The organism is Bacillus sp. FJAT-29814, from assembly GCF_001510715.1.
GTDB lineage: Bacteria > Bacillota > Bacilli > Bacillales > Cytobacillaceae > Neobacillus.
This window is the reverse complement of the sequence record NZ_LMTJ01000004.1, coordinates 28264-52148: the sequence shown is the minus strand read 5'-3', so window position 1 is coordinate 52148 and position 23885 is coordinate 28264. Positions and strand designations below refer to the sequence as shown.

General features: G+C 41.3%; 21 protein-coding genes. 12 read left to right on the top strand and 9 right to left on the bottom strand.

What is annotated here, in order from left to right; genetic code table 11:
* Window positions 1-149: 149 nt before the first annotated feature.
* Window positions 150-1442, top strand: coding sequence for a polysaccharide deacetylase family protein (locus tag AR334_RS10540; protein ID WP_066309563.1), 1293 nt, complete (start codon window positions 150-152; stop codon window positions 1440-1442).
* Between the two features lie 269 nt (window positions 1443-1711).
* Here the strand turns inward: AR334_RS10540 and AR334_RS10535 are convergent, their stop codons facing one another.
* The 4 genes from AR334_RS10535 to AR334_RS10520 form a co-directional block, all read right to left on the bottom strand.
* The gene (locus AR334_RS10535) at window positions 1712-2014 is read right to left on the bottom strand and encodes a hypothetical protein (RefSeq protein WP_066309561.1); all 303 of its coding nucleotides are present in this window, start codon (window positions 2012-2014) and stop codon (window positions 1712-1714) included.
* Window positions 2015-2291: 277 nt separating this feature from the next.
* Entirely contained in the window at window positions 2292-2474 is a 183-nt protein-coding gene (locus AR334_RS10530) for a hypothetical protein (RefSeq protein ID WP_066309558.1), read from the bottom strand.
* Window positions 2475-2619: 145 nt separating this feature from the next.
* Window positions 2620-2850 carry a hypothetical protein gene (locus AR334_RS10525; protein WP_066309557.1) on the bottom strand — a complete coding sequence of 77 codons (231 nt, stop codon included), beginning with the start codon at window positions 2848-2850 and terminating at the stop codon, window positions 2620-2622.
* A 92-nt stretch (window positions 2851-2942) separates the two neighbouring features.
* On the bottom strand, window positions 2943-3242 hold the full coding sequence (locus AR334_RS10520; protein WP_066309554.1) for a hypothetical protein: 300 nt from the start codon (window positions 3240-3242) through the stop codon (window positions 2943-2945).
* Window positions 3243-3465: 223 nt separating this feature from the next.
* On the opposite strand from AR334_RS10520, the gene AR334_RS10515 reads away from it, so the two are divergent.
* Window positions 3466-3759, top strand: coding sequence for a hypothetical protein (locus tag AR334_RS10515; RefSeq protein ID WP_066309551.1), 294 nt, complete (start codon window positions 3466-3468; stop codon window positions 3757-3759).
* A gap of 121 nt (window positions 3760-3880) precedes the next feature.
* On the opposite strand, the gene AR334_RS10510 is transcribed toward AR334_RS10515, so the two are convergent.
* Entirely contained in the window at window positions 3881-4975 is a 1095-nt protein-coding gene (locus tag AR334_RS10510; protein WP_066309548.1) for a mechanosensitive ion channel family protein, read from the bottom strand.
* A gap of 463 nt (window positions 4976-5438) precedes the next feature.
* On the opposite strand from AR334_RS10510, the gene AR334_RS10505 reads away from it, so the two are divergent.
* The 3 genes from AR334_RS10505 (at window position 5439) to AR334_RS10495 (ending at window position 7838) form a co-directional block, all read left to right on the top strand.
* The gene (locus tag AR334_RS10505) at window positions 5439-5888 is read left to right on the top strand and encodes a GNAT family N-acetyltransferase (protein WP_066309545.1); all 450 of its coding nucleotides are present in this window, start codon (window positions 5439-5441) and stop codon (window positions 5886-5888) included.
* Between the two features lie 142 nt (window positions 5889-6030).
* Entirely contained in the window at window positions 6031-6519 is a 489-nt protein-coding gene (locus AR334_RS10500; protein ID WP_066309542.1) for a DinB family protein, read from the top strand.
* 353 nt (window positions 6520-6872) lie between these two features.
* Window positions 6873-7838: a quinone oxidoreductase gene (locus tag AR334_RS10495; RefSeq protein ID WP_066309537.1), complete on the top strand. Its 966-nt coding sequence runs from the start codon at window positions 6873-6875 to the stop codon at window positions 7836-7838.
* 1174 nt (window positions 7839-9012) lie between these two features.
* Here the strand turns inward: AR334_RS10495 and AR334_RS10490 are convergent.
* Entirely contained in the window at window positions 9013-10005 is a 993-nt protein-coding gene (locus AR334_RS10490; protein ID WP_066309535.1) for a LacI family DNA-binding transcriptional regulator, read from the bottom strand.
* 260 nt (window positions 10006-10265) lie between these two features.
* On the opposite strand from AR334_RS10490, the gene AR334_RS10485 reads away from it, so the two are divergent.
* From AR334_RS10485 to AR334_RS10460, 6 genes are all read left to right on the top strand, one after another.
* Window positions 10266-11651 (top strand): sugar ABC transporter substrate-binding protein, encoded by a 1386-nt coding sequence (locus AR334_RS10485; protein WP_066309533.1) that lies wholly within the window; start codon window positions 10266-10268, stop codon window positions 11649-11651.
* Between the two features lie 223 nt (window positions 11652-11874).
* Window positions 11875-12819, top strand: a complete 945-nt coding sequence (locus tag AR334_RS10480) for a carbohydrate ABC transporter permease (protein WP_082692892.1) — start codon at window positions 11875-11877, stop codon at window positions 12817-12819.
* Window positions 12816-13649 carry a carbohydrate ABC transporter permease gene (locus tag AR334_RS10475; RefSeq protein WP_066309531.1) on the top strand — a complete coding sequence of 278 codons (834 nt, stop codon included), beginning with the start codon at window positions 12816-12818 and terminating at the stop codon, window positions 13647-13649. The genes AR334_RS10480 and AR334_RS10475 overlap by 4 nt, the downstream gene beginning before the upstream one ends.
* A gap of 12 nt (window positions 13650-13661) precedes the next feature.
* Window positions 13662-15104, top strand: a complete 1443-nt coding sequence (locus AR334_RS10470) for a glycoside hydrolase family 32 protein (protein ID WP_066309527.1) — start codon at window positions 13662-13664, stop codon at window positions 15102-15104.
* Window positions 15105-15168: 64 nt separating this feature from the next.
* Window positions 15169-16041, top strand: coding sequence for an ROK family protein (locus AR334_RS10465; RefSeq protein ID WP_066309524.1), 873 nt, complete (start codon window positions 15169-15171; stop codon window positions 16039-16041).
* Window positions 16042-16496: 455 nt separating this feature from the next.
* Window positions 16497-17018, top strand: coding sequence for an NUDIX hydrolase (locus tag AR334_RS10460; RefSeq protein WP_253701274.1), 522 nt, complete (start codon window positions 16497-16499; stop codon window positions 17016-17018).
* Between the two features lie 103 nt (window positions 17019-17121).
* On the opposite strand, the gene mngB is transcribed toward AR334_RS10460, so the two are convergent.
* From mngB to AR334_RS10445, 3 genes are all read right to left on the bottom strand, one after another.
* Window positions 17122-19737 (bottom strand): mannosylglycerate hydrolase, encoded by a 2616-nt coding sequence (gene mngB / locus AR334_RS10455; protein ID WP_066309521.1) that lies wholly within the window; start codon window positions 19735-19737, stop codon window positions 17122-17124.
* Between the two features lie 72 nt (window positions 19738-19809).
* Window positions 19810-21756, bottom strand: a complete 1947-nt coding sequence (gene mngA / locus AR334_RS10450; RefSeq protein WP_066309518.1) for a PTS 2-O-a-mannosyl-D-glycerate transporter subunit IIABC — start codon at window positions 21754-21756, stop codon at window positions 19810-19812.
* 143 nt (window positions 21757-21899) lie between these two features.
* Window positions 21900-22628, bottom strand: a complete 729-nt coding sequence (locus AR334_RS10445) for a MurR/RpiR family transcriptional regulator (protein WP_066309512.1) — start codon at window positions 22626-22628, stop codon at window positions 21900-21902.
* Window positions 22629-22709: 81 nt separating this feature from the next.
* On the opposite strand from AR334_RS10445, the gene AR334_RS10440 reads away from it, so the two are divergent.
* Window positions 22710-23867 (top strand): glycerate kinase, encoded by a 1158-nt coding sequence (locus AR334_RS10440; protein ID WP_367576357.1) that lies wholly within the window; start codon window positions 22710-22712, stop codon window positions 23865-23867.
* Window positions 23868-23885: the final 18 nt, after the last annotated feature.

The following is a 23885-nucleotide window of genomic DNA, read 5'->3' as shown; positions in this document are numbered from 1 at the left end:
ATTTGGGCAATCGGTGAGTAATCAACGAATCTTTTATAATAGTTTTTAGTTTTTCCATTGGCATTAAATATATAGGAGAAAAGACGATTGTGCAGAATACGATATGAGTGGAAGGGCATCACAGTCAAAAAATGGGCAGGTGGATTTATATGAAGCTATACTTATCAATTCTGCTGTGTGTTGTTGCCTTGATAGGCTGCAGCCATTCTGAGGACAGGACGCCGTCTAAAAATCAAGCAGTTCATCCGCCAGCACAGGAAGAGAATCAAGGTGACCAAAGCAATACTGGAAAAGAGCACCTGTCTCTGACAGTTCAAGAAATTGTTTCTTTAGCTAAAACCGGGCACGTGGTGAACAACCCATTTGCAGCCCATCAATCCACCATTTTACAAGTGAAAAATGCGTGGGGGGAGCCTGAACAAGTTGATCAGGTTGAAAATCGGTATTACGCGACCTATCCCGCTAAGCATGCGGTTTTTGGTTATACCGAAGATGGACAAATTGAGGATGTCCGTTCCTACGACCCATCCATCCAAGTGTTTACTTTCACAGAGATAAAACAATATATGGAAGACCCAACAAGGGTTACCACTAATGGAAACGAAAAAATCATCATGTATAAACTGAATGAGGACTATCAATTAAAGTGGATCCTATCCAATCAATCAGGGAAAGTGGATCATTTAGCCGTATACAGCCTGACTGAACAAACCATTACAGATGAGGCTTATCTTCTTTCCATCAAGGGAAATTCCAAAAATCTTTCAGCCTCAGCATGGGAAAAAATGAGGCAATGGCGAAAGGAAATCCTCGACTTCCCGAAGAGGTTTCCCGATGATGTATATGTGAATGGTCCTGATAAAAAGAGGGTCGCCCTTACCTTTGACGATGGTCCCGACCGGATCAATACGCCCAAAATCATTGACGCTTTGAGAGAGGAAAATGTGAGGGGAACTTTTTTCTTTATTGGTCAAAAGGTCCAGCAAAATCCCGATATTGTCAAAGCGGCGTACGATAACGGAAATATCATTGGAAGCCACAGTTTTTATCATCGCGAGTTAACAAAGGAGACGGAGGCAGAGCTGCGGGAAGATTTATTGAAGTCATCCGAAGCAATCCGTGCGGTGATCGGCCAATCACCGGCACTGCTCAGGCCGCCTTATGGGGATATGAATGATAAGGTAATCAGCGTAGCAAAAGAGCAAGATTCCATTATTCTCATTTGGTCCATCGATACCCTGGATTGGTCACAGAAGGAGCAAGCAAATATCAAAAAAAACGTCCTGGACAACGTTCGGAACGGGGACATCATCCTGATGCACAGCGACGATGATAAAACGGAAACAGCCAAGGCTGTCCCGACCATTATTAAACAATTAAAAGCCAGGGGATTTGAAATCGTCGATGCAGCCACCTTATTAAATACAGATCCATACAAATAGGAAGCAGGGGACACTGCTTCCTTTGTTTTTTGGTTTGGGGTGAATTTGGCAATTAAGAAATGCAATAAACACGCAGTATCTTTTATGAATGTAAAAAGAGCCTTAAATACGCAAGTAGTGCATAAAAACTTGCATATTTCAAGCTCATTTATTTTATTTCTTATTGTGTTAAAGCATCCATTATTGCAATAAGAACTGAGCTTCTATTAGCCAGCTTACCAAACGTGATAACTCTGTTTAATTGTTATTCGGCATGGCTGCGGGTTTATTTAATAAGCAATGTAGTGTAGAAATGGCATAACAACCCCCATGACAAACAAAGCGATGGCGACGTAAAGGACGGTTCCGGCTATTGGTAGAATCCATTTTTGCCTCTTGTATTGGAACCAGTAATTAACTGCCCACATGACGAGCAGAAAAGCAATAAGACCGAATTTAAACATGTCAGAGATGGGGTCTTGGGCTGGGCTAATATTTACCACAGAGAAAAACGCGAGAAAACCGATAGTTCCCAATAGGATTAAATTGATAACATGCACGACAATATTATAAATATTATAATTGTTTTTCATTAAATCTCCAACCTGATCATTTATAGTTCACCATCTCAATTTATTAATAACATTTTATCAAACTTTTATATAATTTATCGTTCTTTCTTATAAAGAATCAAACGCTATTTCAAAGACAGAACTAATGATAAAACAACGAACAAAACATTAGTAAAGGACCCTTAATATCTACTCCCTTCCCATCTGAACAAACAATGTTTATTCAATTAACCGTTCGTAGAACAACAAAAAAAGCCGCAGCAGCGACCCTTTATTAAACATAAGCCCCCGTTCGGAACTAAAAGGGCAGGCTTTGAAAAAGCGAAATGGTTATAACTAATGCCGATAAAGTTCCCGCAAACAGTAAGGTTATCATTTTTCGCCAATTTATCTCTTTTGAAGGTTTTACAGCTTCTCGGGAAACCGCAATCCATATTACAAAAGAAACTATGGCTACTATGGCAATAACATCTTTAGACATATTTAACACCCCTTGATTTATATTTGCTTAAATTTTAACACGTATTACTCGTTAAATGCCCTTTAGTTCAATAAAAAATGGCCGTAATGGCAGACGGATCTTAAAGTAACCACTCTGTTTGTTTAAGTACATTTGAAACCAACAGTTATCCAAAGTGATTATGAAACCACCAAATAATAAGAATCATACTCACTATTCCCCAAGCTGTGGCACTCGCTATCCACCAAATTATGGATTTAGCTTTTTTTGAACTTTCCTCTTCTTCCATATTTGCTGTTATAAAAGCGAGCTTACTTTCCATACCTTTTTTCATAGAAGTGAGAACAACAAATCCAATTATTATGAAACCAATAGTTATCCATAGTAATAAGTCCACCTTTTATACCTCCCTTTTTTGTGAATTACTTTCCTTTCAATCTTCTTTATTCAATTATCCTCCCTGTTATTTCAAGAAGCCTGAACGGTTAATTAAGTGCTTTTTTTTACATTAAAATAAATAACCATGATAAATAAATTTGTTATAAAAACAAGGATTGTAAATACTACCCCACTCAATATTAAAGTTTCAATATCCCATCCTATATCGGCGTTAAAACTATAATACGTCCATCCTATAATGCCGCCAGAGTAAAGAATTAAGTTAACTAAACTAGTGAGAAATACTGCCGCCAATAAAGAATTACTTTTCATATAAAAATATACTGTAATTTTGTTTTGGTAAATAAACGGGATAACAAACAAAATCAATGTGTAAATTAATACGTCCATTTTCTCAACTCCATAACAAATCAAAAACTATTAAATGCTTCTTGAGTTAACCTGTCCGTTAGCTTAATAACTTCAACAAAAATTAGCAATAATCCTTCTAAGACTATCGCATTCGTTAGTTGAACTACAAAATAGAATCTTCACTAAGACAGAGCCACAATTTTTAAATGAGAAAAAACTCATAAAGAATAATAAACATACTGCTGAAACATACATCAATTAAATGCCAGAAACAGTTTGGGGTGTGGTTAGTGAAACTTTAGTTTCTTTAAGTCTTAAAATACTTAAAAGTAAACATTTGTTAAAATATATAAATGTATTGAGTATTGCTGCTTGGTTTGGTCTCGGCATTGGTGTAGCTGCTGCAATAGGTTTGTTGGGAAATGACGAAGAAAAAATAACTTCGTTTCTTCGAGATGAAGAGACCTTCTTTTTTATTAAAGGGATTTGTGTTCAAGAAGGCAAGACTTTCAGGATGCTTTTTTTTGCACGGGTACTTAAGTTAAGGAAGGAATAATTAATTTTATGGTTCGAAAAAAAACAAAAAGAGGTGCTCCCAAAAGTTATACTTTTAGGACACTCTCTTCAGCTTGTTAAAACGGGATCAAGATATGAATCCTAGTTAGAATGTAGATACTTCACTTTAAAAACTCCCATCTAACTTTCCCATTACCTTCAGATTTTGAATCTACATATATCCTTCTATTAGGGATTGCAAGGGAAACCCCTTCATGATCAAGGATATCCATTATGTTATAGTTGATTTCTTCTTTTACTTGTAAGAACTCGATCCAGACGGTTGTTTTTGTGAAAAAATAAATGTAAATATCTAACCCATCTGCTCCATATTTATCAAACTTGGTTACGATTGTGTCTTGGTGGATGCCAGGGTGAGTTTTCAGCATCTGCTCCACCTTTTTAATAACAGCTTCTAACTTTTCTTTGGGTGTATCATACGTTACACTTACATTGAACACAATCCGCCTTTTCCCCATTTTACTCCAGTTTGTTATCGTTTCATTTGCTAATTTTGCATTTGGTACGGTTACGAGTGCTTGTGCAAAAGTTCGGATCTTTGTACTTCTAAACGTAATCGTCTCCACTGTACCTTCTACGCTCGATGTTAAAATCCAATCTCCAATGGTAAAAGGTTTTTCTGTAATGATAATGACGCCTCCAAATAAATTACCGATTGCATCCTTAGCAGCTAGGGCAAATGCAAGCCCGCCTAATCCTAAACCTCCCACCAAACCAACAATATTATAATTAAATTCTGCTGCAATCCCACTAAGGATGACAACCACAATAATAACTCGCAATAATTTAGACAAAAAAGGGATCAGTATTTGATCAATTTCAAAGTCGAATCTTTCATTAAGTTTTGCAAGAATAAGGGAAGAGGAAGATGATAAGTTAAACAACCCCCAACCGACAATAAAGATAATTGCGGATTTTACTATTTTCACAAATAACAGATGGGAATGATCAAAATAAGGGAGGTTCCAAGCGGCTAAATAAATTCCAAATACAAGGAGCAGCCACTGAATTGGTCTTTCGAATGATAAAAACATGTGAGAGAAAAAAGGATGATGTTCTTTTCGACTCCATTTTAATATCAGAACAATGATATATTTGGCAAATATCTTCCTAAAAAGTAAGAACAGCACCAAGATACCTAGTGAAATTCTAACTTCTTTTATAAATTCGTATGTAAAGAATGATTTCCATGACATCACGATTCATCTCCAGATCATTCGCAAATTAAAAATTAGCTGTTCCTCTAGCATCTTCACTTTCTTCATTTGGTTGAATATGTAGTACAATAAAGTAATTGAACATATGCAATTTTGCAAAAATTAAATATCCTAATAAGGATTCCTTTTAGTATTCGCGATTCTGACCGAGTGTAGCCAATAATGAATGCAAAAAGAGTCTGTCCCTCATTCTGCATTTTGGGCTGCACGACAGAATACTTGTTTTGATTAGACTTAAGAAAAAAGAGTAAATAAAGGAGTGCAGAAGATGAAAAGAGCAATAAAATGGACAATCTTAATCATTGGAGCTCTATTTGGAGCTGTAGCGTGGAATTCCAATCAGAAAGAAGAACATAAATGAGTCAATCTCAACCTTAAAAACGTGGAGGTTGTTAAAGGATCGGATGCTAAATCAACAAACAAAGCTTAAGGGGGGATTGTAGTGAACAAACACAAATTCGTAATAACTCAGTATAATCCTAAGTACGCTGAACAGACAGTGGAAATGTGGCGAGATAGTAAGGAACGGGCTATTGGTCAGAAAGAAAATCATAGTTTTGAAAATCACCTAAATTATTTAAATAATATATTACCCCAACAGTATCAAATAGATTTGGCTTTAATTGATGACAATGTAGTTGGAATGATTGCCTATAATGAAAGGGAGATCAGCCAACTGTATATTCATACTGGTTATCAAGGAATGGGGATTGGTCAAACATTACTTGACAAGGTAAAAGAACAATCAAGTGGGAGATTAACATTATATACATTTGAAGTAAATGAAAATGCACAACGATTTTATGAAAAAAATGGATTTAAAATCATTGGCAGAGGACACGAAAATGAAGAAAATTTGCCTGACATTCAATATGAATGGATATCAAAGTGAAAAATGAAAAATGTGACTATATCATAAAAAGTAATTGTTAATAGGTCTTTTGAGAGAAGCAAATAGTTAGCTGAGCATGATACAATGAATATGAAAAACTTGTTTAAAAATGAAGGATTTTCCAATTGGAGGAGGGAATGAAATGTTTACATCAGTAAATGATTTCTTAAACGAATGGAAACGAGAAGCAGATGTTACCCAAAAAGTGTTGGACGTGCTGACAGATGAATCGTTGAATCAGGAAGTTTCTCCAGGATTATACAGCATAGGAAGCTTGGCTTGGCACATTACTGGAGCAGTTTTTTACTTTCCTTCACAGGTAGGATTAACATTCGAGGTACCTGATCTTCAAAAAGAAACACCGAGATCAGCAGCTGAAATCAGCGAGACCTACAAAACAGTAAGTCAGCGGTTCACACAAGCATTTCCTGAACAGGTTTCGGATGAAGAAATGAACAAAATCGTGAATTTATTTGGAATGGACATGCCAGTTCAAGCTGTTTTCCGTCTGCTAATTCAACATCAGGCTCATCATCGGGGACAATTGACTGTGCTGATGAGACAAGCTGGCTTGAAAGTTCCTGGCGTATATGGTCCAAGCAAAGAAGAATGGGAAGCAATCAATGCTTAAAAAGCTTTAAATGATGTAAAAAACCGGCAGCTGTCGGTTTTTTGTACTTTCAGAATTTATTTCCTTGTTTAACCCAGTTTGCATACTGAATCTATTTTTAATTGAAGAAAAATGATATTCAAGAATCGGGCGAGATGATCTAAAGGTGATCTCGCCTATTTCATGTTTAGGAAATATAATAGAACGAAGTAAAAATGTGTGTTTGGGTTTTATATGGACTTAAAGAAATAAAGCGAATTCAGTTGCGAATTGCAATGATGTAAATTTAAACGCTCCTTGCATATATACCGACCTATTAATGCTAACATATAAAAGAAGTGATTATGAATTAACACTAGAGATGAGGTACTTATATGAAAGCACTTGTTTTTAACACATTTGGAGGCCCGGAAGTACTGGAATATGGCGAAGTAATGGATCCTGTCATCGGTCCGGATGAAATTCTTGTAAGGATGAAAGCGATTGGCCTAAATTTTGCAGATATTTATAGAAGGAAAGGAAATTATCATCTTTCCGGGAAGCCTCCCTATATTTTAGGTTATGAAGGCGCCGGAATTGTAGAAAAAGTAGGAGCCGAAGTGCAAGGCGTAAGAACCGGAGACCGTGTTGCATTTGCTGATGTTCCATTTGCCAATGCCGAGCTAGTAGCTGTTCCATATGAAAAATTAATACCTCTGCCAGAATCCGTTTCATTTAATGAGGCTGCATCTATACTCCTTCAAGGACTAACTGCACATTATCTTACAAGGGACAGCTATGCAGTAAAAAATAATGATGTTGTCTTAGTGCACGCAGCAGCCGGAGGTGTCGGGCAGCTTCTTGTTCAAATGGTAAAGCTTCTTGGTGGTAAGGTAATCGGCTTAACCTCTTCTAAGGAAAAAGGTGAAGCGGCAAAAAAAGTGGGAGCGGATTTGGTACTCCAGTACAACGATGACTGGAAGCGGAAGGTTCTGGAAGACACGAATGGCAAAGGGGTAGATGTTGTTTATGAATCAATCGGCTCTACACTCATGGACAGTTTTGCTGTTACGCGCATCGGTGGTACCGTTGTATTTTATGGGATGGCAGGCGGAGATCCGGCTCCAGTTGATCCCCGTATGTTGATGGATACCTCAAAAACCCTAACGGGGGGAGACCTTTGGAATGTTCTCACGTCTAGGGAAGAAAGAGTGGCACGATCAAAAGAGCTGTTTAGATGGATAGAAGAAGGAAAAGTAAAAGTATCGGAGCCGACCACTTTTGCGTTAAGAGAGGGACAAGAAGCTCACCGATATCTAGAAAGCCGAAAAAGTACGGGTAAAATCTTATTGCTCCCATAAGGGCAGCGTCTGCAGTAAATATGGGAACCTTGGCATGGCTCTTTTTTGTTGATTTGTTGAATATAAGATTTCGACATTCTTCTGCTGCCAAAATAAATATAAATTCAGTAGTGAGTATAGTTGTGGCGCATGTTAACCAAACGTTTGGATGAATGACATCATTTTGCCCTCGAAAAGCTGTAGAATCCGGCTATAGTAAGATTCTTGCTGCTTTTATCCAAACGTTTGATTGGGTGAAGCGGTGATGGATGGTGCTGGAGACTGACGAATGATTGTATTCGTATGGAAACTGCCCGAATGAAGCGGCCCTTATCCAACAAGGTTCATCATTATTCTTGCGTGAAATACATCTGAAACGTTTATTTTTCAAATGTTCAACCCACTCTACTTAAACGATTGTCTGACTGACAAGCAATTGGGGGATATGGGAGAGAAAAAGTGATTAGGATCAAGGCTTTGGACCTGTTTAAACAAACGTCCAATTAGATTGCGCATGGGCAACAGCTTGTAGAATATTATCGTAAGTTGGGGGCGGTTTGGAAAAGGATAAAATTTCGTGTTCCTATCATTATGAAAGGCTCATAGTGACCGAGCCAAGGAAAAAATCAGCTTGTCGGTCAATATGAAAGGCTCATAGTGACCGAGCCAAGGAAAAAATCAGCTTGCCGGTCAATATGAAAGGCTTATAGTGACCGAGCCAAGGAAAAAATCAGCTTACCGGTCAATATGAAAGGCTCATAGTGACCGAGCCAAGGAAAAAATCAGCTTACCGGTCAATATGAAAGGCTCAAAGAGACCGAGCCAAGGAAAAAATTAGCTAGTCGGTTAATATGAAAGGCTTAAAGTGACCGAGCCAAGGAAAAAATCCGCTTACCGGTCAATATGAAAGGCTCATAGTGACCGAGACAAAGAAAAAATAAGCTTGCCGGTCAATATGAAAGGCTTATAGTGACCGTGACAAGAAAAAAATCAGCTTGTCGGTCAATATGAAAGGCTCAAAGTGACCGAGATAAGGAAAAAATCGGCTTGCCGGTCAATATGAAAGGCTGATAGTGACAGTGACACGGAAAAATCCCGTGTAGACAGAACCGTAGCCGTGGTACGCAAAAAGGGGCAGGTTTTTATGCATCATTGTAAGCAAGAAATATGAGGCACAAAACCGCCCGTCCCTGCTTCATTTCTTTAGATTCGAACTACTGCGTTCAACAAGAGTAGGATTCAGCTTGATTTGCACCGGTTCAGAAGTAACTTCATTTTCTACGCGGTCTAAAAGAAGCTCAAGCGTCGTATTGACCATTTCTTCAATCGGCTGATGAACACTGGATATCCCCATAATTTTAGCGAGATACGTATCGTCAAACCCGATAATCGAGATATCCTCGGGGACCTTTATCCCTCTATCTTCAATGGCCCTCAGGAACTCCAAGGCCATGATATCGTTCGCTGCAAAGCAGCAAGTAAAATCAACTGTTCCCCCAGCTTGCTCCAAATACGCATCAATATCACGTCGTATTAAAAAGTTGTTCGTAGAAGTTTCCTGTAAAATGATATAATTTTTATCTGCAAATTCCACGCCGTTTTCCTGCAATCCGCTGCTGAAACCAAGAAATTTTTCATCCGGGGCCGTTCCAACGAACCCAAACGTTTTATGTCCGGATAAGACAAATTTTTCCGCCACCATTTTTCCTGCCAGTATGTGGTCAAGGCCAATACTGTCAATTGGCTTCCAATTTTGCGTCATCACGATAGAAGGGATCGAAAGTTTGCTAATCCGTTCGATGTTGTATTCTCCAGATGGAATAATGATCATCCCGTCCACTTGACGGGCTATAAAATTTTGAACACTTTCCCACTCCACAATCGGATTGCGGTTTGATACATGCAAGAGGATATTGTACCCCCGCTTACGGGACTCTGCCTCTAGCTTATCAATTAATTCAACGAAATAGGGGTTGTATGTCTCTGTAAGCAGCACGCCGATAATGTGAGACTTGCTCCTTTTTAGTGTTTGCGCAGCTTTATTTGGAATAAACCCAACTTTTTCAATGACTTCCATAACCCGCTGGGCTGCCTCTTCGTTGACGCCTTTGTTTCCATTAATGACCCTCGATACAGTCGATTGAGAAACATTTGCCAGCTTGGCGATCTCTTTCATCGTTATTTTCATATATAAAAAATCCTTTCATCGTTGAATACGTATTCCCTACATATTCATGAAATTAGAAGGGTGAGAATACGTATTCATGAGATATTCGCATAATTCAATCAAACTATCCATTCAATCTACTAACATTTTACCCTTAAAAGAAAGGTTTGTAAACGTTTTAAAAAAATATTGACAGATGAAACCTTAGGCGTTAACATTTTAAGTGTAAGACGTGAATACGTATTCAAGGAATATTCAATTCAGGGAGGTTCAAAGAAAGTATGAAAAAGATATTCTTGTTAATGGCAGCTTTAGTCCTAGCCCTTTCCCTAGCGGCATGTAGTTCTAAAGGTGGGGATGGCGACAAAGCCGGTAAAATAACGATTTGGACACAAGCAGCAGCTGATCACCCAGAGGGAAAAATGTTTGCTGATCGGGTTAAGACATTTAATGAAGAACATCCAGATGGACCAAAAGTAGAAATTCAAAATATTACCCGTGCCGGAGCCGGCTCAGGTTACATTGATAAACTGAATGCTGCGATTACAGCAAGCGACATGCCTGATATTTTCACTCTTGACGGTCCGGACATTGCGGCTTATGCAGATTCTGGCGTTATTGGTGAAGTAGATCCTTATTTAAGTGATGGTTTTAAGAAAGGCTTTACACAAGCAATCATCGACCAGGGTACAGTGGATGGCAAATTATACGGAATGGGCTACTCTGATTCTGGTGTTGCCATCATGTATAACGAAGATATGATCAATGCATTGCCTGATGATATTAAGGCGTTGATTCCTAGCAAGGATCAAGATTGGACTTGGGACCAGTTTGTGACACTTGCCCGAAAAATTGACGAGTTTGCTAAGAAATCAAACGACCCAGCATTTGCAAAGTATGAAACCGCAGTCAGCACGTTATTAACGGATGTTTCAAATGGTGTCTATGAAACTGGAACCTACTTTTACACACCGATCCTTTGGGGCAATGGCGCCAATATCGTGGATGAAGACGGTTTAACCGTTGATGGAGTTTTAAACAGCAGCAAATCTGTAGACGCTTTAACGAAATATTCTCAATTATTTAAAGAGCCAGCCCTTGCTACTGCTTCAGAGTCTGAAAAAGCATTTCATTCTGGAAAAACAGCTTTATCTGTAAGTGGATTCTGGTATGTCAATGAATTGATCAACAACTATCCTGACCTAAAGTTCAGAACCGTTCGTTATCCAAAAATGAGCGAGAACTATGATGGCCTCTATACTCCATCCGGAAGCTGGGCATTCGTCCGCAATGGTCAGGAGAAAGATGAAAAACGCATCAAGCAAGTAGTTGAAGTCATGGAATGGCTGACAAACGACGAGGCAGCAAAAGAGTACTATCACAAAAACGGATCGATTCCAACAAGAATCAATTCTATTTCCGAAATCGATACAAATACGGACAACCTTTATCACAATGAAGCATGGACTGTATTAAAGTACCAGGTTGAAAACACCAATAAGGCTCGTCCTGTATCACCGGGTTACCCATATCTTTCTGAAACATTTGCAAAAGATGTTCTATTGAAAATTGCACAAAATAAAACAACGGATTCTGCGACAATCAAGAAGTACGTGGACGATGCCGCAAAGAAAATCGATAAAGAACTAGAAAAATATCGGAAGTAGTTTTTTAAATAAAGAGGTGGGGATGACCTCACCTCTTTTTCACACATCATTCAACTGCGCCACTGTCTTCGTCCTATCAGGCCTGCCATCGGCGAGTTTTGATTTAGCTAATCAGAATTTATATCCATAAATTCTGAACGCATAAATTCAACTACGCCTCTGTCTTCGTCCTAACGGACTTGCCAATCGGCGAGTTTTGATTTAATAGAGGGGATGTGAAACCATGAAAAAATTAAAATTAAGCCGGTTCGTGCAAGTGAGAAATACTACGGAGCATTATCGGCAAAGTAATCACTATAAAAAAGGTGAGGTCGCCGCTGCCTATGGATTCCTAATTCCAGCACTGGTACTTGCCACTTTATTCATTGTGCTTCCGATTATTCTAGCGTTTACCTATGGATTTACTGATTATTATTTATTAAAGCCGGACGCTAAACAATTTACTGGTATGGAAAACTTCAAGCGGATGCTGACGGATGACGTATTAAGGCAAAGCTTCCTCAACACGATCAAATTCGTCGTCTTGGTTGTGCCGCTGCAGCTTGCGATGGCGCTTGGCCTAGCCTTGATCGTCAATAAGAAATTTAAGGGTGTCGGCCTATTTCGGACAGCGTATTTTTCTCCGGCTGTTTTATCGTTAGTTGTCATCTCTATTCTTTGGACCGTTATGTTAAATCCGACATCGGGCTTAATTAATGAAATGTTGGCGAATATCGGCATTTCGAAGCAACCATTCCTCACGAGCGCTTCTCAAGCCATGTACACGATCGTGGTAATCTCTGCATGGTCAGGCTGTGGATACCAGATGATGATCTTTTTGGCGGGGCTAAAGAACATAGACAACCAAATCTATGAAGCCGCTGAGATTGATGGGGCGAATGGGCTGCAGAAATTCCTGTATATTACGATTCCTTCATTAAAGCCAATTACGATGTTTTTGGTGATTACAACGACCATTCAAGCCTTTAAACTAATTGTTCAACCAATGGTGATGACGGGCGGGGGTCCGGATTATTCTACAATGACCATCCTGCAATATATTTATGAGTACGGATTCCGCCACCGGAATGTTGGATATGCCAGCGCGATCACGTTAGTGTTTACCGTCTTTTTGATCATTGTCTCTATTGGGATTAAAAGGCTGTTTGGAGAGGAGAAGGCAGCATGAAACTAGTCAAGAAATCACTCTTTTATGTATTGGCTGTCGCCGTCGCTTTACAATTCATGATTCCGCTCCTTTGGATGATTCTATCCTCATTTAAAATTGACGAGGTCATTTATAGAGATATTGGCGGCATTTTTGCAATTATTCCAAGGTTTTCGGACCTGTCCTTAAAATCCTATACGGAATTACTAGGTTTATATAATATTTTTAAAAACGTCGGAAATAGTTTGATCTATGCCTCTGTCACGGTTGTCATCGGGTTGACGATTAACTCTTTGGCAGGTTATGCCTTGGCCAGGTTTAAGTTCCCGTTTAAGGACGGCATTCTCATTTTTATTATCGCGTTGATGATTGTTCCGATTGAAGCAACCATCCTGCCATTATTCCTTGTCGTAAACGAAATGGGCTTAATCAATACCGTTCCGGGCTATTTGCTCCCGTTTATCGTGAATGTCATGAATATTTTCTTGTTCCGGCAGCATTTCCTGTCCTTCCCTGGTGAATTGATTGAATCTGGAAAAATTGATGGGCTAAGCGAACTTGGCTGTTTCTTCCGAATTGTCATCCCTTCCAGCTTGAATATGTACGTCACGGTTGGCATTTTGACCTTCCTGGCTTCATGGAACGACTTCCTATGGCCGGTCATGGCCTTGTCAAATTCGGATTTGATGCCAATTCAAGTGGCATTAAATGCTGTTTTCAGTGATACGTATAACATCTTTACAAGCCATATGATGGCAGCGTTGACCATTGTAACGATTCCGATCGTTATCCTGTATATTTTCTTCCAAAAATATATCGTCGAAGGGTCGATGAGTAGCGGTATTAAATAAGAGAGGTGCGCAATGAATAGACTACAAAAAGCAAACGAGTATATACAGCAAAATAAAGCGAAAGTCTCAAGCCGGCCTTACTACCATTTTTCTCCGGAAATTGGTTGGATGAATGATCCGAATGGCTTTATCTTTTATCAAGGATATTATCACTTATTCTATCAATATAATCCGTATGATGTTGTCTGGGATTCCATGCATTGGGGCCATGCGAAAACGAAGGATTTTGTGAACTGGGAATACCTCCCTGTCGCACTGGCCAATGATAAGGCTTACGATACGCATGGTTGTTTTTCCGGCAGCGCGATTGAAAAAGACGGAAAGCTGTATCTGATTTATACTGGCCACATTGACCCGAACATCGGCTTTGACCGGGATGAGTCTGAAATTTCTGAACGTCAGTGTGTTGCCTTCTCTAGCGATGGTGTCCATTTTGAAAAATATCCATTAAACCCGGTTATTGGGGAAAAGCAATTACCGGAAGGGTATTTGATTTGTGATTTCCGCGATCCGAAGGTGTTGGAGGTAGATGGCACGTATTACTGTGTATTGTCAGTAAGAAATGCGGAGCGGCGCGGCGAAATCATTATGTTTAAATCGAAGGATCTGTTAGATTGGGAGTTTCATTCTTCCATTTTTCAGACCAAATTTGAGGATAATACCTTACTAGAATGCCCTGACCTTTTTGAATTGGATGGCAAATATGTCCTAATTTTCTCCGAAATGCCATGTGACCCTGAGTTCAGCGAGCAAATCCAAAACAAAACTTCCTATGTGATCGGGGAAATGGATTTTGAAAAGGGAGTGTTCAAGCCGGAGAAAAAGGAACTGCTTGACCATGGCCAGACGTTTTATGCCCCGCAAACGACAGAGGGACAAAACGGCGAACGCTTATTAATTTCCTGGATGCACCGCTGGCACCAGACCACACCGCCAAGAGAATACGGCTTTAATGGCATGATGTCTATTCCTAGGCAGTTAACCATTAAGAATGGTGATTTGCAACAGCGGCCATTTATTGACCGCGGGTCGAACTTTGATCTATCAGTACTCCATGAAAATGTGGTGGTCGAGGAGCAACTGGAGATTCCCGGAAAAGAGGCGGGCTATTTAAAGCTCGCGTTGGCGGATGATGCCCAGAAGTTTACCATCGAACTGAATAAAAATGAAACGAAATCTACACGGGTAGAAGTCGATGCCGCTAATAACAAGCTAGTTATCTTATCAGATTATGGCAGCAAAGAGCCGATTGTGTTGGAAAATTGCTTTGGAGCGCCCGGAAGCGAGAAAACGTTAGAGTTTTATCTTGATCTTCATTCTGTTGAACTGTTTGTCAATGCAGATGAGAAGGTTGTGAGTTTCACCGCCTATGACCAAAATAAAGGAACGGATATATCGATTACAGGCAGTGGAGCGGTGCTTAAAGAAGTCCGGTATGAGACGTTTCGTGGTTAATTTATGAGTGAATGCGGCCCTTACTTAAGGGTCGCATCGTTATTATGAATCAGGAGGAAAAACGATGTACTTCGGAGCCATTGAAGCGGGGGGCACTAAATTTGTTTGTGCCGTCAGCAACGAGCAATTAGAGATCATCAGTAGGGTCAGCATTCCAACGACTACTCCAGCGGAAACCTTGGAGGTGGTGTTTGAGTTTTTTGATTCCTATGAATTATCCTCGATTGGAATCGGTTCGTTCGGTCCGATTGATATTAATAAGCAATCCAAAACATACGGCTATATTACCAGTACTCCAAAACCCGGATGGGACTACTTCAACTTTGTTGGTGCTATCAAGAGCCGGTATCATGTTCCGGTTGCGTTCACAACGGATGTAAACGCAGCTGCCTATGGTGAATTCAAACAGGGCAGTGCTGTTGGGTCAAGCAGCTGCCTATATTTGACGATCGGTACAGGAATCGGTGGCGGCGCTGTTGTGAGCGGGGAGATTTTAGAAGGATTTTCTCATCCGGAAATGGGCCATTTGCTCGTCCGTAAACACCCGGAGGACCAGTATGAAGGCCATTGCCCGTATCATAAGGACTGTTTTGAAGGGCTTGCCGCTGGACCAGCACTTGAGGGAAGATATGGAGTAAACGGCCGCGAATTGGCAAGATATGGAAAAGTGTGGGAAATTGAGGCATCTTATATTGCTCAGGCACTGGTGAACTACACACTGGTTTTACGTCCGGAAAAAATTATCCTTGGTGGCGGCGTCATGAAACAAACGCAATTATTCCCGTTGATTCGGGCGGAGTTCGCGGCGTTGCTTAACAATTATGTGGAAACGCCAGAGTTGAACGACTATTTTGTTAGCCCGGGATTAGGCGACAATGCGGGAATTGTGGGCAGCCTGCTGTTGGCGAGAGAAACCCATGGGTCAGTAATAGATTGAGTGCCTGTTTGAAGGTTTCTTTTGAAGTTTAAAAGTGAAAAAACAGGTTAAATAACTTACGAAAAAGCATGGTAATCCTTAAGGGAATTCGCCATGCTTTTTTAGACGGAGAATTTCCGTCTAATGTATATAGGGGAGGCTTAAGAAGTAGAAATAAGCGGAGAATTTCCGCTTATCTACTTTAAATAAGACAAAATCCAGTGATTTAGATGATATAAGCGGAAAAACTTCCTTTATTTTTAGGGAAATATAGGTATTTCCCAATTTAAACGGAATTTCTCCGTTTATTTTTCAAACACAGGGAATTTGGGTAGAGCATTTCTTTTTTTGTTAGGAATGATACCCCATTATGTTAGGTTATTTAGTTCAGGCAAAATAGGCCATACATTTTGATTCTATCTCCAAAAAGGATTATCCTAGGAGGAGCGAGTGATCAGGATGAGGTGTATTTAATAATGTGGAAAATTGCACGTTCGAATAAGCAGAAGGTAGATCGTTTTGAAGTTTCCATTGATCAGGTGGTCCTTCCAAATGGGGAGGAAAAGACTTTTTCCTATCTGAATTTTTCAAAGGGTGTCTGTATCCTTCCAGTTACGAAAAATCATGAGGTCGTTTGTATCAGACAGTACCGTCATGCCTTGAAAAATTGGCAATGGGAACTGCCTGCCGGAATGATAGAGTCGGGATCTTCGCCTATTGAAGCGGCGAAAAAGGAATTGGAGGAAGAGACGGGTTACATCGCAGAGCACTGGCTTGATTTGGGAAGCTTTTTTCCATCACCGGGCTCAACCACGGAAGAAATTCATTTGTATGCGGCAGCCGGCCTAACTCCTACCGAGCAGAAGCTGGAAAGCAGTGAACAAATCGAATTGCATACGATTTCGATGCAAGAATTGAAGGACCTGGTGGTTAAAGGGGATTTCAAACATGGTGCCGGCCTCGCGGCGATTTTACGTTATAAGTTTATGACGGATTAACCGAACGGGAGTAGTTTGAGGGCTTTATCATCCTCGACACGCTGCCTGCATTTATAAGTGACAAAAGGCAAGGGAAGTGTCCCTTGCCTTTGTTAATATAGGTTTAGAATAATACTGATTTCACTTCATTTTGCTTTAGGGTGACAGTGAATTGATTTTTTTCCAACTTTAATGGAACAGTTGCTTTCTCATTCAAATTTGCTTCCGAGACTTCGTTAACGGAACGGTTAACTGTGAACGAGCTTTGTTGTTCCGTTGCAGTTGGGTTATAGAATCGTAAAACAAACTTCGGTTCTTTTTCTGCCTTTTTCAGTGTACTTAGGACAGCGTTAGGGTTCGTTTCTTGAAGGAAACTAAAGCTTGTCGGTGTCTGCAGCCCGCTTGGGTTCAACTTCATGGCATTATACGGAATTTTATTATAGGTCTGGATCGGTGTTGTATATTCCTTAGCCGTTCTTGCTACGTTAGCGGTCGTGGTTGAGCCTTTATGTGTTGTGATGGCAAAGGCTAACTGTAGTTTTCCAATCATTTGTGAATCAGGTGTTGGCAGCTTAATACCGGACGGACGCCCAGGTCTTCTTAGCATTTCTTCTTTACCCAACACCCCAACACTGCGGAACAGTGTAATGGCGATCGTATCGTAGTGCTCCCCAATAATTTCATATTCCCTTGTGCTATTCGTTACCACACTAATTCCATGTTTCTCATCTGATAAGCCTACAAAGGATAGCATTGGATAAATCGAATCCGGGCGCTCATCCCAATTTTCGTCAGCCCACACATCCATGGCCGCATCGTAAACATCCCTTTTAATAGATCCGAATTGATTGTCCGATACAGAGAAGGCTGAGGCAATGCCAGTAGGAATCAAGACACGAAGACGATGATCGTTCGCCAGGTTCTCAATCTCGGCCTCGACCTTTATGATCGGCTGATGATTAGGGATGCGCACCTTCCAATGGACACCAACAAACCGATCTAGCTTGCCGTTTTTGCGCTTATCTAAATCTCCAGGTACAGCAAGCTGTAATTGGATATCAATGAATGCCTCATAAGCATTTTGGGAGATTTTCACCTCTGCTTCTGCCTTGTCACTATAGATTAATTGTTCATTCGCCAGTGGAGAGAAGTCGTATTCATCGCCATCATCGCCGCCGTTTTCCAACCGAAGAACATCGTTAAATTCCTTCTCAAGCTGTTTATCCCAAATTTTTAAGGTTCCATTTGGATTGACGGATACCACATAATGGTCGGTTTCCACCGTTTCTTTTTCCATAAGGGTTTGGGCCATTTGAGTTTCATCGCCGTTTCCAACTACAAAATACGTTTTATACCCCATCGCCGGAATCGGATCCTTTAATTGAATCGTATATTGATAGAAGGGATCATAGTTTCCGTAGTGAACGATTTGGCGGTCAATTAAGCCTGGGTCCAGTATTTCTTTCTTCAATACTTCAAATGGGATGGTTGTTCCGTCAGCATCCACTAATGTGAATGAATCAAGCTTGGTAACGACTGTTGTCGTGATCACCTCTTTCCGCTCATATGGAAGCAGATTAAACGCTGTTAGGCGATCTTCTTTCCGTTCCGTTCGAATGGAATCGGTGATTTTCCGCTTGTAGAATTCAATCAGTTGATCAGTCTTTTCCTCCGCCAGGAAGAAGCGGTTCATGATCTCGCGATGAACCTTATCAGAGCAGCAGCAGCCGATGCTGTCATGGGCATGGTTTTTCATGATTTCCTTCCAAATTAACTCGATTAAGCCATGATGGTATTCAAATCCTAATGAATAAGCAATCGAAGCTAACGGCTCAAGGATATTCGTGAGTTTATTTTCAATCCGAGTATTGGCTGCCTTAATATCCATTCTGGTTGAATAGATGCTTCTATGGACGCGCATGTATTTACCGTCTAAAAATTCCCCTTGGATAGTGGGCAAGGTTTGATTTTGTTCCAGTTCATTAAATACATTTTCGTATTTACTTAGGAAAAATTCACGGTCTGGGTACAAACGCTGCAATTTTTCAATAATCGTAAAGATATTCTTTTGGATCGGCATTTGGTCGTGCCCGTTCGGAAGAATGATGTTGTCTGTTGTCGCGCCGCGATCGAGAACGGTAAAGTACTTATCGATCCGTTCCTGCAGTTTCTTTTCGTCCTCCGGTAAATATTTTCCAATCGCATAGCCTAGTGGAAACAACTGCACAAGAACCTTTGAGCCATCATCACTTTGCCAATAGAATTCGGTTTTGTCTGTGCCATGGCGCTCAGAGGTGCCACGCCAAAAAATAGAGTACTTAATATCAAACCCATTTAATATTTGCGGCATTTGCGAAGACTGTCCGAAAGAATCAGGAAGGTAGCCAATCATCATCGGCTGGCCGAATTCTTCTGTGTCCTTTAATCCATATAACAGATTCCGAACAATCGATTCGCCCCCGACGACCATCTCGTCCGTTTGCGTATACCAAGGGCCGATAATCAATTTCCCCTGTTGAACTAGTTTTTTTACACGTTCTTTATTCTCCGGTTTCACGGCAAAATAGTCTTCTAGGATGGCAGTTTGTCCATCTAAAACGTAGTATGGGTAATCCGGATTATTTTCGAGCATTTCCATGATTTCTTCCATGTTGTTTACCAGTAAAATTCGAGATTCTTCTGTTGAAAAGTACCACTCTCTATCCCAATGCATATGGGGTACAATATGAACTTTTTTCATGATGTCCTCCAAATATTTATGGTACCTAGGAGTTATTCGCTAGGTACCATATTATTTTTTGTTATCTATTTCTTAAGCGGCTTCTTGTGTCGCTGCAATCTGTTTCTGTTCTTTTTTAAGCTTGTTTTTTCTAGTGATAATTAATAGCGCCATCGAAATGGCAGCACCAAGCAATGCGGCACCTAACCAAATAGTGGCGGCAAGCAGCATTTGCTGGCCTTGTAGAAGGGCAAGCGAGAAAATTCCTGCGCCTGGAACGTTCAGACCAATGTTAAAGTAGGCAACAATGGCACCTGTTACAGCAGAACCGGCAATTAAGGATGGGATTACCCGCAGCGGGTCGTTAATCATGAATGGGATGGCCCCCTCCGTGATTCCCGCCAGGCCAAGCAGCCATGTTTGTTTCCCGACTTCTTGTTCTTGTTGTGTAAAGTATTTTTTCCCGATGATGGTTGCGCCTGTTACTCCAAAGGCTGAAACCATTTTTACGGAAGCAAATGCTGCGTAAGGAATAAAGTTTCCGCTGGCCATCGCACCGATACAGAAGGTATAGGCCGCCTTGTTTACCGGACCGCCGAGGTCAAAGGATACCATGGCGCCAAGAATCGCTCCTAATATAAGTGCGTTTGCACCGGACAAACTGCCGAGCCAGTCGATTAACCCTTGGTTGATCCAAGCAAGGGGCTTTCCGATGACAAATAACATGATGGAGCCAACGACAAGTGTTCCGACAACCGGATAGAGCCAGAAGCTGATGAATCCGGCAAATGTGCCTTTTGGCTGGATTTTTTTCTTTAAAAACTTTAAGAAGAAACCGGCTAAGAAACCGCCAAGCATCCCGCCGAGGAATCCGGAACCAATCAGGTTGGCGGCGACACCGGCAGCGAAACCAGGTCCAAGCGCCGGCTTATCCGCGATGGAGTAGGCCATATAGGCGGCTAAAATTGGCACCATCAATTGTCCTAGGAGTCCGCCGCCAAGTTGCCTTAATAACCATAACCATGAGCCCTCTTGTGCATAGACCTCTTGCAGGCCAAAGGCTTGGGAGATTAACACGGCCGCCGCCAATGTCATCCCGCCGGCCACAATAACCGGGATAATATAAGAAATACCAGTTAAGATGGAGTCTTTAATTTCAGTTTTAAAAGATTTCTCTCCGCCCTCATTAGAGGAAGAATCAGCAACTTGCGATGGGTTGTACTTTTTCTTTGGCGTCGCTTCCGCCTTTTCCAATGCTTGTTGAATGAGGCTTGCAGCGTTTCTAAGTGGCGCCGCCACCGAAGTTTTCACTTTTGGCAAGTGAGCGAATCGATCCTCGTCCTTGATGGCCACATCATTGGCAAAAATAATAACATCTGCTTTGTTCAAAAGAGCAGTGGTATGACGGTCCTCAATTCCGTTAGCGCCTTGCTTTTCCACAAAGACATCCACGCCAAGTTCATTTCCGGCTTTGATCAATGCTTCAGCGGCCATATAGGTATGGGCAATTCCGGCCGGGCAAGCGGTGATCGCTAATACGGTTTTGTTTGATTTTTTCACTGTTTTGGTTTCAGTCTGGGCTTCCGTATTGTCTAGCTGCTGGAATAACTCTAAATTGGTTTTTGCGTTCATCAGCCTGTTTTTATAGGCGGCGTTTGACAATCTCTTGACAAATTCTGAAAGTAAAGCAAGATGGGTTGAACCCGCTTCTGTCTCTGGAATCGCCAATAAAATAATGAGTTGAACTTGATTATTGGGGTCGATACTCTCCCAATCAGTTAACGGTTTTTGCAGGGTGGCAATGGCGAAGGCCGCCTCCTTAACGGTTGCTGACTTTCCGTGCGGTATTGCCAATCCGCCTTCAAAGCCTGTCGCAGACAGTTTTTCTCTATCTAAAACCGCTTGGTAAAAATCTTGTTCGGAATGCAGTTTGCCCGCTTCACCGAGCTGTTTCACTAGGTACTGAATCGCCGCTTTCTTTGATTGAAAGGTCTTTCCGGTACTAATCAGGCTTGGTGAGGTAAGTGCTTGTAATTGCATCGTGTTTCCCTCCTCTATCATTGCTGAAAGTGTTTTCATTTGATGTCTTTATCGTAGCAAAAAAAAAATAAGAAGAGCGATTCTTCTTATTTTTACACAGATAGAATTCAATTAAGCGGATACATGTGTATTTTTACACAATTTTAAAAGTGGTCCCAATAATATTGAGATAATAGTTGCAAAACAATCATCACGGGTGTTCTGTCGGTGATGTTGTAGCCGTTTTTTTCTTTTTTAGGGGCAAAGCAGTATAGATTGACTGAGGCTGTTTCTTGCAATGAATTCCGATCAAAGTGCGTTAGCGATATAATCGGAATTCCCCTTTGCGTGGCAATGTTAGCCATTTCGAGAATTTGCGGTGTTTCTCCTGATAAGCTCATTAACACCAAAACATCATGATGATTCATTTCATTTACTATATGAATGACTTCATGGCGATGAATGGAGAATTCAGCTTTTTTTCCTACGACACGTAAGTTGCGGACCAACAGGTCACAGAATATCGCCATGTCTCCGACGCCAAATAACAGTGTGCGCTTGGCTTCGTGAATCATTTTAGCGGCGGTTTCGATCCGGTTCTTGTCAATCAACTCAAATGTCCGTTGGATATAATGGTAGGAACTGTCCTCTTCTGCGATGATAGCCGATTCTAGTTCTTCTTTAATACTATTTTTAAGATGGGAAAAACCATCGTAACCCAGCTTTTTGGATAGTCTGGTGATGGTATTCGGGACCGTATATAAATGGGCCGCCAGACTTTGAATGGATTGGCGAACAAAGTCCTGCTTGTTTTGTAGGATGTATTCGATAATTTGGTCATCTGTGTCATTTAACTTATATTCAAACTTTTGTAAGCGATCTTCAAATCGCATTGTATTCACCCCGGAATTTTCAGTCCTTTTATTATAGCAGAGAGTTGACGATTTTTACCAAGGGAATGAGGAGTGATTCATATGTTGAAAGTATTAGTGGCGATGGATTCGTTTAAGGGAAGTCTTTCGTCGATGGAAGCGAATCAATCCATAGCCGAAGGTTTTGACCGCACAGGCATGGATTTTGTTGTTGAAACGGTACCCGTTGCTGATGGCGGTGAGGGAACCGTCGAGGCGTTAGTATATGCTACGGGGGGCAGGTTTGTGGAAAAAGTGATTACCGGTCCGCTTGGCGAGAAGGTTAAGGGGAGATACGGAATTTTAGGCGGCGGAACGGCGGCTGTTGTTGAGGTTGCCGAAGCATGCGGCCTCCCGTTAGTAAGTGTAGAGCAGCGAAATCCTCTTTATACTACATCATATGGTGTTGGCGAGTTGATATTGGATGCGATTGACAACGGATGCAAGGAGGTTATTATTGGGCTTGGCGGAAGTTCGACCAATGATGCCGGTGTAGGAATGCTTCAGGCGTTAGGGTTCCAATTTTTCAATCAGGAAGTTCTTTCTGTTGGATTTGGCGGAGTTGAGCTTAAGAATATTAACAAGGTTAAGGCTAGTTCTGTTCCAGAAAAGGTGAGGGCGACAAGGTTCCGGGTGGCCTGTGACGTCCATAATCCGTTATATGGTACAAACGGGGCGGCTTATATTTTTGGACCACAAAAAGGAGCAACTCCTGAAGTGGTGGAAGAATTGGATCAAGGCCTTCGGCGGTTTGCGGATGTCGTGCTGGAGCAGTTCGGCATCGATTTGCAGGGGATTTCGGGTGCCGGTGCAGCTGGCGGATTGGGAGCGGCATTTGCCGGGTTCCTGCAGGCAGAGTTAGAGTCGGGCGTTGAGTTGATCCTGGGGCTGACCCGTTTAGAGGAGAAACTTAACGGTGTTAACCTCGTCATCACGGGTGAGGGCAAGCTTGACGGACAAACTTCGATGGGGAAGGCTCCGGCGGGAATTGCCCAAATGGCTAAGAAACACGGGATCCCTGTGATTGCCTTGGCGGGCGATGTGTCCGAAGGGAAACCTTCCTTGTATGAGTCGGGAATCGCGGCTTATTTTACAGTGGTCGGCGGCCCGGTGGATTTGAATGTAGCCATGAGCCCAGAGGTTGCCAGCGGGAATTTGCGAAGAACCGCGGAGCAGCTAGGAAGAGTTTTGGGATTGGTTGATGGATTTGGCGGAAAGTAATCTTATTCAAAAATAGGA